The following is a 16,657-nucleotide window of genomic DNA, read 5'->3' on the forward strand; positions in this document are numbered from 1 at the left end:
AGCATATTCGAATCATTTCTTATTGATTTTGTCAAACATCTCCTGCATACAAAGGAGTAACCCTTGCCCCATATCTGTATAGTAATGCTTCACATATTTTTTCCCGACTTTGGGAATAAAAGTGTAAGGCGTTATAGTATAATGCTCCATAGGATCTTCAGATTTTGGCTTGATGTATTTAATTTTAACATTTTTCTTCAAAATTTCTTTTATCATAATAAATAATTCATTTATTTTCATCGGGTGATGTCCGGTAAATATAATGTGTTCATTTTTAAATTCATTATTTAGGATTTCGACACTTGCCTTGGCCGCATCGATAACATTAATGTACTCCCTAATTTCATCCCCATGCCCTTGATATGTAATTTCTCCTTCAGTCATAGCTTGTTTGATATATCGAAAAACGCTGTTCCTCTCATCAGCCCGAGGCCCATACAAAGTTCCGTAACGTAATATCGAGTAATCGAGTCCATATTGCTTTTGATACGTTTCTATGTATTGCTCACTGGCATATTTGCTACATCTGTAAAAAGAGCCGGAATTACTGTAGACATAAATCGTACTGGCATAGATAAATCTTTTAACATTAGCTATACGTGCCGCTTCCAAAAGTATTACGTTCCCAAGAATGTTATATTTTACCGTTTCTATTGGATGCCTCGACGCCGCATCAATATCGGCAATGCCAGCAAAATTATACACAACATCACTCCCCCTAACTGTTTTACCAACTAATTTAGAATCCATAATATCCCCAATTATATAATCCTGATTTCGTTGCAAACGTTCCGGCCTCTTTAAATCAAAAATAATCACCTTATGCCCCACGGCAGTTAAAGCATCCGCCACATGGCTTCCGAGAAAACCGGCTCCGCCAAATACAACTATTTTCATAGTATCATCCTTTTTTAAAAACCTATTTCTGATCTCTGAAGCACCATTCCTTAATTTTATAATATTCATTTTTTAAAACAGCATACATTGCATTACCTTGACAATTTAATTTCTCGGCAATTTTTATACGGGGGAATTCTGATTTAGGCATCTGCACATACAACGGAATTGTCCTAAAAAGCCCAATAAGCTCATCACATGAAATACTATTATTTTCAAGAGCGTATTGCATCTGGAAATAATCTTCCCCGATAAAATCAGGACTAATCATTTTTCTCTCTTCACATATTTTTCGCAACTCGCATCCTCGATAAGGCGTAAAAAGAAAAATACTTATACTGTCGGGTTTCACTTCTCTCAACAGCTCAACACCATCAAAAATGGTATCTCTGGTTTCATCAGGAAATCCTATGATAAGATTCATTGAAAACGAAATCTTCATATCCTTTAGAATAAAACAACTTTTTTTTACCAAGTCGTTAGAGTAATTTCTTTTTAAAACATTTTTCCTAAAAAGCTCATTCCCGCTTTCTAACCCAATACTTATTCTTTTACAATTGGTTTTAGCCAACCAAGCAGCTTTTTCTTCCGTTATATCCTCCGGCCTTGTTTCGATCCAATATGGAATAGCATAGTCAGAATACATTTCCATATATTCATTAAACCTATCCTTATTGACAGCTAAAAAGGATTCCGAATGTTTATAAATAAACTCTGGTCTATATTCTTTTATATATTCATCATATTCACGATTTATTTTATCAATCGTTTTCAGGCGATACCACCTACCGTTTTTTCTGAACATTCTGCTAAGAAAAGAATTTCCACAATACGTACAATTATATGGACATCCCCGACTTAATTCAAGGCTAATCGTACGATAAACCTTCCCCATCATAGGCTTATCAAGGAAACGAGAACCAAAAAGAGAAAAATCTAAAATGGGCAAATTGTTAATATCGACCAAACTTGTTGTTTTGTTTGTTATATGTCCTTTAGATGTTTTAATAATAAATCCGGCTATCCCTGTAATGTCATCACCATTTTTAATTTTTTCACATAGCCCAACAAAGTTTTCCTCCCCTTCGCCTATACAAATAAAATCAATGAGTTCATTCTTTATAAGCGTCTCGGGAGCATAAATTGCATGTACCCCCCCTACTGCTATTTTAATCCGCCTCGTTCTTATCACATCTCTAATAGAATCAAGAAGTTTCATACTAAATAAAAACGTCGGCTCAACTATTGAGAATCCGATTAAATCTGGAGAAAATGATTCTATTTTTGACCTAAAAGCCTGATAAACATCGTCATCCATATAAGATATCCTAACCGAAGGGAATTGAAGGTGTTCCATTCTTATCTCCATAGAACTCTTTCTATCCCATTTATAAAAGGTAGTATCAAACAAATCTACGTTAAATCCGGCTTCTCGCAAGGAAGCAATTATTTGCGATACGCCCATGGGAAGCGCATTTTCCTGCATACTGTTGCAATAGACCATCAATATTTTCATTGTCTTCTTAATTAATTAAAATATCTTTCATAATAAGTTTTTCTCAATTCGGCAAAAACCTTATTCCCTTTTTTATCAAAACGCTCTGCTATCTTTATTTTATTCCATTCGCTTTTCGGAAATCTGGCATAAAGAGGAAATGTCCTCTGCAATCCTTTTAATTTCTCATAACTTATCGGCTGATTCCTCAAAGGCACACTATCAAGTGCCTGATGCACCTTAGCATCTTTGTCAAGATAACCTTTCTTAATGCAATACCAATACAAATCGGTCCCTTTATAGGGAGTAAACAAATAGCAATTTATCGTGGTCGGGTTTATTTGCCGGTTGAGATTAATAGTATCAAAAATCAATTCCCTTGTCTCTTCAGGGAAACCCATAATATTATTTACCGTATAGGCGATTTTATATTTCTCAACTATTTTCAACCCTTCAACAATCTTCTCATTGGAAGAAATCCTTCTTAATATCCTCTTCCTAAAATCTTCGTTGCCATGTTCAATCCCAAACTGGAGATTTTGACAACCCATTCCTTTCAATATCCTTATCTTTTCCTCCGTAATAGTCTCCGGCCTTGACTGGCACCAGAAAGGCAAATCGATTGCTTTATATTTATCGGCAAACTCCTTTAGTTCGCCGACCGATCTTGCCAAGAAAGATTCTGCATTGAAATTAATATAATCCGGTTTGTATTTCTTTACCAGAAACTCCATTTCATCCATTACCCTATTAACATCCTTTTTCCTGTAATAAACACCGCAATTATTCGCCTTGTATAACTTCCTCAACTGAGGCGCCTCGCAATACGTACACTGGTAAGGACAACCCCTGTCAATTTCGATATGAAGCATTGTATATATTTTCCCATACATCGGGCGATAAAGCCGTTTCTTATCAAATATATCATAATCTATACAAGGTAATTTATTAACATCCGTAAGCGGGCGCATCGAATTCTTAATAACCTTGCCACGCTTTTTCACCCACAAGTTTTGTATCTTGGAATAATCTTCCCTTCTTGACATCTTCCCGCATAATTCCTCTAATGCTTTTTCTCCTTCCCCAATACAAAGCATATCAATCAGATCATTATTAATCACATCTTCGGGGGAAAATGTCACAAAGACACCGCCCGCAATTACCGGTATATCAAAACTTTTTATGGCGTTAAGCAATGAAATCGCCAGATCATAAGTATCCTCAACAATAGTCACGCCTATCAAATCCGGCTTATAAGACTTGACCATTTTTACCAAATCATTGTAAATATCGGCTTCAATGAGCTTCACACCCCGCTCTTTCCAGTTAAACTCCTTAACTTGCAAAAGCTCCACCTTTTTCTGCTCAAAACTCACTTCCTCGGTTCTATAATACGTCGTATCAAAAAGACTCACCTTAAATCCTTTTTCCTTGAGGCAAGCAGATAGTAACGACAAGTTTATTGGCACTAACGTTGCCATCATTGTATTTGGGTAAATAAACAACAATTTAAAATCTCGGCTCATTTTTATTCCACCTTTTTCTCCAATCTTTGGAGGAATTCATTATCTGAATCAAAAAAACCATAGTAATTACAAACGAAATCACGACATTGCTGATAGGTAATCGGAGCTGTTTTTGAATTTACAATGGCATCCACTACTTTTTTCAGTCTTTCAGGACTGTCGACATAAACCGGTAAATTACTCACTCCTGATAAAGGATTCATATCAACCACATCAGTTAGTCTTGGTATAATAACCGGACATTGACAAGCAATTGATTCAATTGAAGCTGATGATTCATTAACCACTAACGCCTTTGCGGTAGGTAAAAGCTCACTTAAAGAAGTAGCAACTATCTTAAAAAAGCTATTCTTTAAGTACTTTTCTATTTTATCCAAGTGAAGAAAAGGATGCTTTTTGATAACCACTTGATAGTTTGGCTTATCTCTAAAAGCTTGTGCCACAAAGCGTAGCAATCCCTTAGATTCTTTTGGCATAATTGATAAAGCAATTACTATTTTATTTTTCCTGTCTTTCCAAAATATTTCATCCGAAATATACTGGCGCAAATATTGCGTTCGCATGGCGCCCCAAGAAAAAGCGGAATCGTTTTTCCAGCCCATCCGATGAAATATATCAGCCGGTATATTACCAGCACAAGCCAAGTATTTGGGTTTCGGCATTGTTACTATATTATCTTTATATTCCAATTCTTTGCCGTAATTAAAATACATTAAATGCAACAAAGAAACAGTGGTATGCTGAATCCCAATTGTGGTTATTCCGTATTCATTCGCCGCAATATTCAGTGCTTTTTCCCATGCATGATTTTCCGCAATATAAATAACCGCCGTTTTTTTATCCAACCCAGCAAATGTTTTACCGAATATCAAATAATATTTTACGCCCTCTATTAATACCTGACCGCAAAACGAGTCGCACCAATCCTTCTCGAACAGTCGCCATATTTTATAATGCTTATCTGTAAACTTAAATTTTTTCTGAACGCTTGATTTTGCCGAAAAAAACATGCCTAGATAAAACATATATGCCATTGCCAACCTGAAAAAATCGCCGGGTGTAAGCCACTCTTCGCATAAAAACAATGTATTTCCTGTTTCATTGATCTTCTTAGCTAATATAAAGCTTTCTTTCAATGTAAAATCATCTCCTAAGATTGACAAACCCTGCCAAGCAAATTTACCGGAATATTTTTCCTCTAGGGCAAATTGCAATGGCTGATAATACTTATCAATAAACAGCCCCTCTTTAATTTTATTTTTATCTACTAACGGAAAATATGTGACCAAAAAATAAGAAATATTCCGTAAAGTTTTTTTTCGCCCGCTTAATCTCAAACCTGTTGTTTTTATTAGCGCTACCCATTTAACCATTTGCAAAGCATACTGGACCGCTCTAAAAACCGATTTAATAACAAAAAACGTCTCTGTTGCCCCTGAATAATCATTTAAATCCTTGAATATAAAACCGTTGTTTTTCTCATTATCCTTTACTGCCAACGACAACTCTTTATCTTTCAGGTCGAGCACTAATATATCGATTTGATACTTGACCTGTATATCTAAAATCGTAACCAGTTTGACTAATTTATGATAAGAATTTGTTTTAGCGGTATTTTTTTCCGCAATCAGAGAAAACCACCAAACCGAAAAGTCCTTACCCGGGTACTTGAAATACTTCTTTAATGTTTTATTTTTTGCTATTTTAATATCTCCGACATCAGCAATAAATTTGACATATTCGTCTTTTATCGCAAACGCTTTTTCATGAAAGATCTGAACAAACGGAACACGGACAACTTCTGATTTTACTTTCTCCCGTATTGTTTTCACAGTATTTTCAATCATGATTTCATCGCTGGTAATAGGGCAAAGATGTATTTTTTCATCTTGAAGATTTTGAGACAGAAATTTCTCAATTTTTGCCCCATCATCAAAAACATACAGTATATTATTCATTACTGTTTAAACCTTTAATCAAATTATCCACAGCTTCCATTTCCATTTGATTCCGTGATTCCACGGCATAAGCACCCATATGGCAGGTTAAAATCACATTTTCGAGTTCTTTCAACCTTCCCTGATAAGGTTCTTCTTTATAAACATCCAGCCCGGCTCCGCCGATTTTTTTATCTTTTAGCGCCTCAAAAAGCGCATCCTCGTTAATAAGCCCGCCGCGCGCCGTATTAATTAATATCGAGGAGGATTTCATCTTTTCCAGCTCCTTTGCGCCGATAATATCCTTTGTCTCCGTGTTTAAAGGCAAATGAAGCGAAACGATATCAGATTCTGCTAATAATTTAGTTAAACCACTTAATTTTATTGCCAGTTTATTGGCGACGGCATTGTCCGGATTCTGATCGTAAGCAAGCACCTTTAACCTGAAAGGCATGGTTATTTCAATCAAATGCCTTCCAATCCTTCCCAATCCCGCTATGCCAAGCGTCTTGCCATAAAGGAGATTGCCCATATAAGCGGACCATTTACCGTGCCTAATCGTATGGTCTGCCTGCGCAATCTTACGCAAAACAGCCAGGATTAATCCCAAAGCCAGTTCCGCCACTGCCTCAGTCGGCGCATCGGGAGTATTAAATACTTTTATGCCTAATCCCTTAGCAGCATCTAAATCCACATTCTCCACCCCTGTCCCGCAACGGGAAATAACTTTAAGATCTTTAGCCGACTCTAGCACATCTTTTGACAAAGACTCCGTGCCGGCAATGAGCCCGCCAACCCCCTGTAAAAGCGAAATCGTTTCCGACTGATTTAGTTTTCGCCCATATGGATTGAGAACCACTTTATATCCTGCTTTTTTCATTTTCTCTAAAGAGGTCTTGTCGTATTCGCCAAATGATCGCGTTGATATTAAAATTTTATAACTATTCATAACAGTTTCTAACAACACAAGTTAATTATTATTTTATAAACTTGCTTTTCGCCCAGGTAACCATATATTCTAATCCTTCAGATAGCCCATACCTAGGCTGCCAGTTTAAATCCTTACTAATTTTTGAGATATCAGCGTAAAGACCAAACTGGTCTGCTGGAGTGGTCCCTTTGTATATAACAGGGTATTTCTTGTATCCGAACACCTTTATTTCTTCGTCCACCAATTCCCATACACACGTTTTTTTACCTGTGGCAAGATTATATACCTCATCAAATGTCTTTGAGTTATCGATTGCTTTTACCCAAGCATCCACTACATCGTCAATGTAAATAAAATCACGGAAACGGTCTTTGGAGCCCTTGACCCAAATAGGTTTATTATTCAGAATATACGCCATATAGATACTAGCCATCCCTTGTTTCATATTAGTCATATCCTGCCCAGGACCGTAAACACTGAACAATCTGAATGCGGTTGCATTAAGGCCGTTATGTGCGAAATGGTGGACGTAGTTTTCGGCTGCTAATTTGGTTATGCCATAAAACGATAACGGATTACAACTTTGCGATTCGGTAACGGGCAATTTATTAACATTGCCGTAAATTGCCATTGAACTGGCATAGAGAAATCTTTTTATCCCCTGCTTCTTTGCCCACTGGAGAAGTAAAAATGTGCCATATGCATTGGTTAATAAATCTAATTCCGGTCTTTCATGGGAGATTTCTCCTGATGATTGAGCGGCAAGATGAAAAATGCCGTTAAACTTATAACGGGACAATTCCTTGTATAAAACAGGGGAGGAAATATCACCTTTAATAAACTCTGCTCCTTTCGGAAGATTGTGTTTATAACCGGTAATTAAATTATCAACAATTACCACTTTATGACCCAATTGAAGCAACCTTTCAGCCATATGAGACCCGATAAATCCTGCACCTCCAGTAACTAAATATCGTTTCATATTATTTAATAGCTAATTTAAACTTAGATAAAAACAACTTCATTACTTTTTTGGGACCTGTCGTAACTCGGATATAGTTTTCAAAACCAGGGATTTTCAACCCGCTTGCAACGATTATTCCTTTATGAGCAAGCTTATTAACGATTTCACCAGTTTCCCCCCCGCAATCAATCAGAATAAAATTGGAATAAGTATCTCTTAAAGCAAATCCTATACTTTTTACCTTACGAATAAGATATTGTTTTCCAATATCCGCATCTTTCACATAATTCCAAACAAGGCTATCATTATCAACTATAAACTCGGCAAGCCTAACGGCCAATCCGGAGATTTCAAATATACACTGCCCTTTTTTAAGATTCGAAACAATATGCGGATGCGCAACGCCAAAGCCAATCCGAGCTGCAGCTAAACCGCCGGCTTTGGAAAACGTCCGAGTTACGATCAAATTATCAAATCGTTTTATATGATCAATCATTGATTTATTGTAAAAATAATAATACGCTTCATCTATCAAGACCAAAGCATTGTTCGCCTTTGCTTTTTTAATAATTCTCAGTAAATCATATTCGGCGATAACGGTACCGGTTGGATTATTAGGGTTAGCAATAGCAATAACTTTAATTCCGCGGTTAATCTTCTTAAGAATTTCATCTATCGATACGGTTAAATCAGGCTTAAAATCCACGGTTATTATTTTAGCCCCCTGCATTTTAGCATAAACTTCATACATTGCAAATGACGGATTAAGGAGCAAAGCTCCATCGCCTTTATTTACATATACATCAAATATTAATTTTATAACGCCATCGCTACCGGCAGAAATAATAATATTTTTTGGATTCACTTTTAACTGTCTTGCTAACTTACTGATCAGGTTATGATATTCCGGGTATGTAGAAATAAATTCCGGAGTAAACAATGACAGCATCTTCTTGACGATAAGTTTATTATATCCGATTACACGCTCGTGTTTTTCAAGGCGCAGTTTCCCTAATCTTGATTCAGTAGGGACAGGGGCACGATATAATTGTTCAATCTGCTTTTTAGGCCTTATCATATGGCGTTTCCTTTTCCGTAAAACCGTGCTGTTTCAGCCAGAATTCGGTCTGCGCAATCTGGTATTCAAAATCAACATCACATCCGCCCCATTGCTTCAATGGGTAAATATTTTGACCCATCCATTTTTGGGGAAGCATGCCGTAATCTAAATTATCTAGACATTTCGGCCGGACGACTGAAACCGCCATATCAGCAAACCAAACATCACCCTGCGAATCCCTGTCACAATTAAGGGTTTTCGGATCGCCGAATGTCTCAAAAGAAGCAAAAGGTTTAAGCAAACCATCACAATCAATCCTGCGGGCACGCAATGGACTCCACATATTATAGCAGGAAACGGTTACCGCCGAGTCATAGGATTGATTTTTACGGAGCGCTTTAATCCCTTCATCAATAGTTTCCGCCAAAACAGTAGCAGCATTGCAGAAAAGCAATACAACAAACTCTATATTTTGTCCAGAATGGTCTTTAATCCATTTATAACCATGCACAAAAGCATGCTCTCCCAAAGCCTTTTTGGTCGCTAATTCAGGAGGACGAATAATAATCTCGGCTCCGTGCTTACGGCCTAATTCCATTATTTGCTCATCATCAGTGGAAACATATATCTTATCAACCAATTTGGCATATTTTCCTGCAAGCAATGGATATTCCATTAGCGCTCGCCCTAAAATAGAATATGTGTTTTTACCGGGAAAACCAACACTCCCTTTTCGACCTAAAAGCAAAGCAGGTATCATTTCTTATCCTTAAGTAATCGGAATATCTTTTTCTAAATCTTTCCCTTTAATCGGCAGATAAACAGGCTTATTATTGTTTTCATCGGATATATGGAAAGCAATCACCATTTCTAAGGAACGATAACCATCTTCTCCCCTACAACTTATAAGTCTATCCGATATCAGTTCTTCAACACCTCGTTGTGTTAAATCAACAATATCCCATAGTCCGTGACTTTCAAAAGGCACATTCGGCATTGATGTGCCATAACGTGTAAAAGGAAGTTCTTTGTCTTTTTTATTCCTAGCTCTTATCTTCCAGATATTATTAAGTTCATCTATTCTAATTCTCCCGTATTCGCCGACAATATCATACACGTATTGCACCCCAGTATCTTCGGATGTATCCACGAATCCGCGAGCATTGTTCTTGAATTTAATTATGCCGTAACCGCCCGGATCTATAAAATAGTCCCCACGGGGATTTTTAGTCCCTGTTTTATCTATAAATCCGACAATCCATTCCGGCTCGTTCTCAAAGATAAATCTCATCATATCAAAAAAATGTGATACCATATTACCTAAACCAACACAACCGCAATGGAAGTAAATATGTCTAATATTTCCTAATATCCCTTCTTTTATGATTTCTTTTATTTTTAGGTGATTGACACTCCATCGCCTTATATGATTGACGGTTAATCGAACATTATATTTTTTGCATATATCTATCATCTCTTGGGCTTTTTGAAGGCTGGTGGTCATGGGCTTTTCGCAAAAGATATTCTTTACGCCATGTTTGGCCGATTCAACAACAATTTCGTGATGGGTTGGCCCATTTGTGGCGATACAAATAAGTTCAATCTTTTCTTTCGCTAAAATATCCTTGTAATCTTTATAGATGCGGCCTACGGAAAAACCGGGAACGTTTTTCTTTATCTTATCCGTATCCCAATCGCAAATAGCAACAACATCAATGCCAAGATTTTGCAGTGCTTTATATTGCCTTTGTCCCATCCCCGCAAAACCGATAATTGCAGCATGAATTTTAGCCATAAACAATGCCTTTCTTTTTATTCTTCCCAATCCTGGTAATTATCAGTAAAAGTCGTGTCTTTCTCTAATATCGCTCCCCAAAAACCTTCATAATCAAACCGGCGCCAATATTTGGCAAAAAGCTGACTGATAAAAGGGAAATTACGAGGATATTGATAATATATTTTACTATATATTACTTTCCATCCTGAATGTTTTATTAATAACGTCCAGTCCTCCGGGCTAAGTTCAAATATATGCTCTTCTTCGGCAGTTATTTTTTTAGCTATATTATGCCTAACATGATGCAACCCAACTCGGCTTTGCCGGAGGTAAGGAACTGTAATAAGTAATTTATTACAAGGCGTTTTTTTGGCTAAACGGCGAAAGAAAATCGCCGGGTTATGCAAATGTTCAACCATTTCAAATGAGGCAAATAAATCAACCCTCTGTTCCCCTAAATCCAGCTCTTCTGCACGGCAAAGCATTGCCTTGAGGCCTCGTGCTTTAATCTTTTCTATTGCACGAGGATCCAAATTAACGCTGATGGTATCTAAATTAAATTTATCTTTAGTCAGCTCTCTTAAATAAAGCATGTGGGTTCCTGCAGAATCGCCGATATCAACAACAGTCAAATCTCTTGAAGCAAAATCATTTATGATTTTAAGCATTAATGAGCATTGAAACGCCTGAAGGCTGCGACGTTTAAGCTCAATATACCCATTAAAATACGGCGTCTCGCTTAATTCTTGCATGGAAATATCAGGTTCAATTCTCCTGAGTCTTTCAACCAGATTAACAAGATTACTTTGAGCCATAGCTAATTTAATAGAAACCCTGCATATCTTTTCCCATTTCTTCATCGCTTCAATCCTTTGTAATAACCGCAATTAGGCCATCACCCTTACTTGCTTTAACCAAATCTCTCTTATAAGTTTCAACCAATTCCGGGCTAAAGATATGGTTAAACTTACCAACGCCACCGGGTTTTCCATAACTCATCCAGTGCATATGATTAGAAAGGTCATAACGCTGTATTATCTTTATTTCGTAGTTTTTACAACTCGCCTTATCAAAAAGCTTGGCGAGCGTGTTTTTCGAATAATAAAACTGGTGTGCCGGCGTATAATAATATATGCGAAATCCAGGAATATCATACAAGGAAAGTAAGGCATCATCTACATTTGGGATTTCAATAAATATTTTACCGCCTTTTTTTAGAATCCTATTAACCTTTTTAAAGAAGACAAACGGATCCCCAAGGTGCTCCAAGACAAAGAAAAGGAAAACCATGTCAAAAGAACTTGCGGGCGCGTCATCCAATGAATCATACATTTTTATGCTTATTTTCTCGCAGTGCTCGCGCAGTATCCTATGCGTTTCAATTCCAGCAACAGACCTTACTTTATCTTTTATCTCTGCAAGAAAATACCCGGAAGCGCAGCCTATCTCCAGGCAATCAAGATTTGAATTCAAATAGTTTTTGGTTAAATCGAAATAAACCTTAGCGTCTCCCTGGCGGGCTTTGAATAAATCAGCCGGGGTAGCCCCCTTTTCATGGCTATAAATTTCCCCGTATTCTTTCTCGTAGAATATCCGCTCTTCTTCAGGGGACATTTGCGGATACAAAAACACCAGCGAACAATCCCTGCATTTATAAACCTTTCTAGGGCTTTCGTATCTTAATTTTTCCGAAACCAACTCGTTGTTCTCGCTACCGCAAAGATAGCATTTCATATTTATATCCCTTTCTCATGTTTTAAATGACCACATTTTTTTAAGTTGTTTCTTTTCCTCGTATTTTAATACAGCGATATAACTAAAAATCAAACCAATGATGTATATTAACCCCATTTCAAGTAGCGTAACAACAATATTCTTCGGCGTATACATTAAAAGAGCAAGCACTGAGACTACTATTGTAAAAAAGTATGTAAAAATGTTGCGAGCTACCGTAAAGGAATAAAATTCATTTAAAGAAACCCTTAATTCCTTTAAAATAATCCAAATATTTAACGGAAATGCTATTAATATCATTGGAATAGTAGTTCCTAAAGCAACACCCAAAACACCTAAATAATTAACTAGAATTAAACTTAATATCAAATTTAATAACGCATTAAACATTGTAATCCAAAAAAATATTTTGACAATCCCTTTTGCAGTAAGAATCGCACTCCCTAAATTAAAATAAGCCCCAAAAAGCCAAAATAACAATAATATCTGGGCGGGCAAAATACTCTCTTTAAAATCCGCCCCCATCCAATTATTAATAAAAGGCTCAGCAAAAATAATAGTAATTAAAATTATGGGAATATAGACTAATGTTGTTAATTTAGTTCCATTTAACAATAGGGTTTTTTGTTTATCGTATAAACCCGCCCCTTCCATCTCGGCACTTAATGGCCATGCAGGCTCCAGTAAAACAGGCGAAATTGACCGAATATTTTGTTGAATTGACCAGGCAATACTATAAATTGCAACAGCCGTTACATTTAAAAATAAACCAATTACCACATAATCGATTTGATAAATCAAAATAGCAAATAACGATATTAAAAACAGATAAAAACTGTAATTAAACATTTTTTTGAAGACCGGTTGCCGAAAACTTAAAATGTTGAGTTTTAATTCCCCTAATGAAGAACGTGTAACGAGATACAAAATAAACGCACTGATGCTATTTAATATCTGATTTACTAACATCACACTAATTATTCCATAACCATTATTTAATAAAATAACAACAGATGCAAGTGTTACCAAAAGAGTGCCTATATTCACAAAAACCTCCCAATTATACATCTGTAACCCTCGAGCAACTCCACGAAAAACATTAGTTATCCATGAAAAGACAGAAAACACTGCCGCAATTAACAATAAATTCCTCATTGTAATACCCTGCTCAGCATTTAAGCCAAACCATTTTCCAACAAAAAAAGAACTAGCAAAAAGAAGCAAAGCAACTAACATTCCTACTAAAAAAAAGAAAGACAATGAAACATTAACTGATTCTGTTAGAGAATTCTTATCGTTTGCCCCCTTATATTCTGCAACATATTTCACCAAAGCAGATAACATGCCAAAATCCAATACGCCAAAATAGCCTGTAAAAGTAAGAGCTAAAAGATAAATACCATATGCTTCTTTACCAACTTCATAAACAATAAAAGGAGTAAGATATAATTGCACAAAAAAGAAAATTATCTTACTCGCAATTAAAAATTTTATATTTCTCCCTAATTTTTTAAGCATAGTAACTATTTTCAAAATTTCCGACAGTAGTCCTTAATATTTTTCGAATGAATAAACTTTTTTATATAAGAAACAGCCTCTCTCTCCTTATTATAAGGCATTAAATTCTTCCCCCAAAACGAAAGAGCATCCGGATTCATATCAAACCATGATGGATAAACGCCAAAAACAGGAATCCCGGCAACAGCCGCTTGATACATACCTGTAGAAGGATAATCCGTTATCAAGGCGTAACTATCCGGTAATTCATCAAATAAAGACACAAAACTATATTTTATATTTGGAAGATTCAATCCCATTATACATTTATCCAAAAACCCACCTCTTTTTATTTCCCGTAAAGATTTCCAAATAAAAACAAAGGACTTTTCATTAATGAAACTATCAATGATTTTTTTTTGCAACTTATAATAAAAAACATCGGGATATTGAGCTCCATCTAACCTTCTTTCATTTAACATAAAAAATGTTGGCAAATAAATTATTTTTTTCTTCGCCCCATGTTTTATTTTAAAATTGCGGAACTGACTAAAAAGTATTTTTTTTCGTTTAATAAATACATTTAAGTTATTACCTTCCGCCGTCCTTTGCAACAAATTATCGGTCCCCGTTTGCTCACATACCACCTCATCACTAAACAAAAGCTCGCTGTACTTCCAAAGGTTTGAATCAAAAGGACTATCGCCGTGCAACAAAATAATTCTTCGGGTGGCTTTATTGTGTTTGTAAAAATACAAATAAAAAGGAAGGAAAGGCGCTGAAACATAGAAAGGAGATACAACTGCGGCAAATTTATTTAACAGCGTTTTTTTGTTTTTCATATCTTCGTAAACACTCAGAGTGCCCAAAACGTCATTATTGATAATTTCATTAAGCGCCTGCTCAATCAATTCGATGTCATTTAAGCCTAATTTCACCCCGATATCATTGCATTTTTGCTTGACACTTCGGGAATCAATACTAATTTTTTTTCGTTTTCCGCTTGACGCCATTTTATATTTTCGAAAAGATAGTAATTGCGACAACTGAATAAAATCCGCTCTATTATTGTAGAACCATATTTTCTTCCTTTTTGATTGTTCTTCCCTAATTAATTCTTTTAAATTATAGCTGTCACTTAAAAACAAAACGTTTCCTTTTTTGTTTATAGAATTCCTGCACGCTACTTGAAGAGGGAAAACGATACGGTTTTTTATCGCTGCGATTATATTCGACAACGAAATCCGCCATCTATATTTAGTCTTCTTCATATGATTAATAACACTTACTTTAGTGTGTTTAAAATCAATCTCTGCTTGTTTAGAAAAATATTTTAACAGCCAAGCATCTATATCTTCTTCCGCTGAATAATATCTTATTAAGTCAGGTTTTATCTGTTTAAAAAAACTTTCGTATATTACTTTTCTAAGGAAAATATATTCAAATTTAGTCTTTACATGGTACATATATATTAAATAATCATCTGGTTTTAAATCTAACTTGTTTCCATTTAATATGTCATAGAAAGAACGGCAAATATACTCTTCTAATTCAACAAAAAGACTCTGATGTTTTAGCAGTTCCTGCTCGGAATAATAACTTTCTAAAATGCTATAAGAAATATTTCGCTTATCGAATTCATAGGCTACTTCCGGATTCAAAACAATGGATACATCTCCGTTATTAATACTATCTTGGGAGAAACTATTATAAAACCTATAAATTACCATAAAATTAATGCTTCATACTTTTATTGCCACCTGAACATCCAAATGCATATCCACCAAAATGGATTGACCGAATCTCCCGATAAAATCCGCAGGTTTTTCAGCGTAAGCCAAAGACACTGGCTCTATTGTGTTAGCATCTTTCCCCAAAAAATACCGCCGGATCTGATTTCGGATAGCTGTAAGCGCTGAGCTATTCTTAAACTCCGCTGTTTTCTCATGCACAATAAAGGAAAGATGGGATGAACCACCGCTTTGAAAAGATGCTATATCTACATTTCTATAAGAATCAATTAACTGATTGGTCCGGTCATTTTCCCGGCTGACCGCCTCCGGGGCGTAATTAGCCGTTTGGATATTGCTGACAGCTCTTCTCAAGCGTGTCCGCAGCTCTACCTGAAATTTCCGTAATCGGCTGGGGCGTGTAATTAAACATGGCTGGCCTTTGATTAGCCGGTCTTGCTTGCGGAGATATTCCGGAGTAAGCACATCACCAGATAACCAACTAATAATAATACTCAATGCTGATTTTCCCGTATAAGGATTAATCGCCAAAAGGTTCGGGCTGGGATTGAGCGCTCCTGCCAGAACCCAAGGGCCAAAACTCATTTTTTCCGTATAATCCACCGCGCTGATTGGTAATGATGCTTTGATATATTCTGCAGGAATGCCGTTTCTACCCTGATATTTCATCTCAGCGTGCTTTTGATATCGCTTAGCCGCGTCAGCGCTTTTTATCCCATATGAATGTTTCAAAATAATCTCGCGGGCATCCAATTCACTTCTGCTGATAAACTTAGGATTAAGGAATTTAGGAAACACTTTCAGGAGCGGGTTGGCTACTTTCCGGCGGTAAGCCTTCAAGTCAGGAATGGCTTCTTTGCGTGCTTCGTTGATATAGGCTACGCGGTTATAATAGCCCCGCATCCATTTCAAAGCGAGGCTTAAGGGATAGAAATTATATCCCGGTATAAAGACCATAACTCTCGTAAGTACTTTATCTGCCATATATACTTTCCGGCATATGGAGGGGGATAGGGTATATGGGTAGCCTACCCCCTGCCATATCTCCGACTACCCTTTGATATTGGGGATACCCCCCATCAAAAATG

The 16,657-nt window shown here is 36.4% G+C and carries 14 protein-coding genes; all 14 read right to left on the reverse strand.

The window, feature by feature from the left end:
• Nucleotides 1-12: 12 nt before the first annotated feature.
• The 14 genes from HY811_02000 to HY811_02065 all read right to left on the reverse strand — a co-directional run bounded on the left by HY811_02000 (nucleotide 13) and on the right by HY811_02065 (nucleotide 16,553).
• A complete protein-coding gene (locus tag HY811_02000) occupies nucleotides 13-897 on the reverse strand; it encodes an NAD-dependent epimerase/dehydratase family protein (protein MBI4833579.1) in 885 nt (294 codons plus the stop codon).
• A gap of 22 nt (nucleotides 898-919) precedes the next feature.
• Nucleotides 920-2,413 carry a B12-binding domain-containing radical SAM protein gene (locus tag HY811_02005; protein ID MBI4833580.1) on the reverse strand — a complete coding sequence of 498 codons (1,494 nt, stop codon included), beginning with the start codon at nucleotides 2,411-2,413 and terminating at the stop codon, nucleotides 920-922.
• An 11-nt stretch (nucleotides 2,414-2,424) separates the two neighbouring features.
• Nucleotides 2,425-3,918, reverse strand: a complete 1,494-nt coding sequence (locus HY811_02010) for a B12-binding domain-containing radical SAM protein (GenBank protein ID MBI4833581.1) — start codon at nucleotides 3,916-3,918, stop codon at nucleotides 2,425-2,427.
• Nucleotides 3,919-3,920: 2 nt separating this feature from the next.
• Nucleotides 3,921-5,876 carry a hypothetical protein gene (locus HY811_02015; protein ID MBI4833582.1) on the reverse strand — a complete coding sequence of 652 codons (1,956 nt, stop codon included), beginning with the start codon at nucleotides 5,874-5,876 and terminating at the stop codon, nucleotides 3,921-3,923.
• Complete coding sequence (locus tag HY811_02020) at nucleotides 5,869-6,735, reverse strand: phosphoglycerate dehydrogenase (GenBank protein ID MBI4833583.1); 867 nt, start codon at nucleotides 6,733-6,735, stop codon at nucleotides 5,869-5,871. Before HY811_02020 ends, HY811_02015 begins: the two co-directional genes overlap by 8 nt.
• A 97-nt stretch (nucleotides 6,736-6,832) precedes the next feature.
• A complete protein-coding gene (locus HY811_02025; GenBank protein ID MBI4833584.1) occupies nucleotides 6,833-7,768 on the reverse strand; it encodes an NAD-dependent epimerase/dehydratase family protein in 936 nt (311 codons plus the stop codon).
• A gap of 1 nt (nucleotide 7,769) precedes the next feature.
• Nucleotides 7,770-8,828, reverse strand: a complete 1,059-nt coding sequence (locus HY811_02030) for a histidinol-phosphate aminotransferase family protein (protein MBI4833585.1) — start codon at nucleotides 8,826-8,828, stop codon at nucleotides 7,770-7,772.
• Nucleotides 8,815-9,570, reverse strand: a complete 756-nt coding sequence (locus HY811_02035; GenBank protein ID MBI4833586.1) for a cytidylyltransferase — start codon at nucleotides 9,568-9,570, stop codon at nucleotides 8,815-8,817. Before HY811_02035 ends, HY811_02030 begins: the two co-directional genes overlap by 14 nt.
• A gap of 9 nt (nucleotides 9,571-9,579) precedes the next feature.
• On the reverse strand, nucleotides 9,580-10,605 hold the full coding sequence (locus tag HY811_02040; GenBank protein MBI4833587.1) for a Gfo/Idh/MocA family oxidoreductase: 1,026 nt from the start codon (nucleotides 10,603-10,605) through the stop codon (nucleotides 9,580-9,582).
• Between the two features lie 17 nt (nucleotides 10,606-10,622).
• Nucleotides 10,623-11,447 carry a methyltransferase domain-containing protein gene (locus tag HY811_02045; GenBank protein ID MBI4833588.1) on the reverse strand — a complete coding sequence of 275 codons (825 nt, stop codon included), beginning with the start codon at nucleotides 11,445-11,447 and terminating at the stop codon, nucleotides 10,623-10,625.
• Nucleotides 11,448-11,451: 4 nt separating this feature from the next.
• A complete protein-coding gene (locus HY811_02050; GenBank protein MBI4833589.1) occupies nucleotides 11,452-12,321 on the reverse strand; it encodes a class I SAM-dependent methyltransferase in 870 nt (289 codons plus the stop codon).
• A gap of 15 nt (nucleotides 12,322-12,336) precedes the next feature.
• Nucleotides 12,337-13,839: an oligosaccharide flippase family protein gene (locus HY811_02055; protein ID MBI4833590.1), complete on the reverse strand. Its 1,503-nt coding sequence runs from the start codon at nucleotides 13,837-13,839 to the stop codon at nucleotides 12,337-12,339.
• 11 nt (nucleotides 13,840-13,850) lie between these two features.
• Entirely contained in the window at nucleotides 13,851-15,548 is a 1,698-nt protein-coding gene (locus tag HY811_02060; protein MBI4833591.1) for a hypothetical protein, read from the reverse strand.
• Between the two features lie 12 nt (nucleotides 15,549-15,560).
• Nucleotides 15,561-16,553, reverse strand: a complete 993-nt coding sequence (locus HY811_02065; GenBank protein MBI4833592.1) for a hypothetical protein — start codon at nucleotides 16,551-16,553, stop codon at nucleotides 15,561-15,563.
• Nucleotides 16,554-16,657 lie beyond the last annotated feature (104 nt).

This window comes from Planctomycetota bacterium, assembly GCA_016207825.1.
Classification (GTDB): domain Bacteria; phylum Planctomycetota; class MHYJ01; order JACQXL01; family JACQZI01; genus JACQZI01.

What these genes read in the sequence shown, in the direction of transcription:
- HY811_02000 (MBI4833579.1), bottom strand. Translation starts at nt 897, where the DNA reads ATGAAAATAGTTGTATTTGGCGGAGCCGGTTTTCTCGGAAGCCATGTG.
- HY811_02005 (MBI4833580.1), bottom strand. Translation starts at nt 2,413, where the DNA reads ATGAAAATATTGATGGTCTATTGCAACAGTATGCAGGAAAATGCGCTT.
- HY811_02010 (MBI4833581.1), bottom strand. Translation starts at nt 3,918, where the DNA reads ATGAGCCGAGATTTTAAATTGTTGTTTATTTACCCAAATACAATGATG.
- HY811_02015 (MBI4833582.1), bottom strand. Translation starts at nt 5,876, where the DNA reads ATGAATAATATACTGTATGTTTTTGATGATGGGGCAAAAATTGAGAAA.
- HY811_02020 (MBI4833583.1), bottom strand. Translation starts at nt 6,735, where the DNA reads ATGAAAAAAGCAGGATATAAAGTGGTTCTCAATCCATATGGGCGAAAA.
- HY811_02025 (MBI4833584.1), bottom strand. Translation starts at nt 7,768, where the DNA reads ATGAAACGATATTTAGTTACTGGAGGTGCAGGATTTATCGGGTCTCAT.
- HY811_02030 (MBI4833585.1), bottom strand. Translation starts at nt 8,828, where the DNA reads ATGATAAGGCCTAAAAAGCAGATTGAACAATTATATCGTGCCCCTGTC.
- HY811_02035 (MBI4833586.1), bottom strand. Translation starts at nt 9,570, where the DNA reads ATGATACCTGCTTTGCTTTTAGGTCGAAAAGGGAGTGTTGGTTTTCCC.
- HY811_02040 (MBI4833587.1), bottom strand. Translation starts at nt 10,605, where the DNA reads ATGGCTAAAATTCATGCTGCAATTATCGGTTTTGCGGGGATGGGACAA.
- HY811_02045 (MBI4833588.1), bottom strand. Translation starts at nt 11,447, where the DNA reads ATGAAGAAATGGGAAAAGATATGCAGGGTTTCTATTAAATTAGCTATG.
- HY811_02050 (MBI4833589.1), bottom strand. Translation starts at nt 12,321, where the DNA reads ATGAAATGCTATCTTTGCGGTAGCGAGAACAACGAGTTGGTTTCGGAA.
- HY811_02055 (MBI4833590.1), bottom strand. Translation starts at nt 13,839, where the DNA reads ATGCTTAAAAAATTAGGGAGAAATATAAAATTTTTAATTGCGAGTAAG.
- HY811_02060 (MBI4833591.1), bottom strand. Translation starts at nt 15,548, where the DNA reads ATGGTAATTTATAGGTTTTATAATAGTTTCTCCCAAGATAGTATTAAT.
- HY811_02065 (MBI4833592.1), bottom strand. Translation starts at nt 16,553, where the DNA reads ATGGCAGATAAAGTACTTACGAGAGTTATGGTCTTTATACCGGGATAT.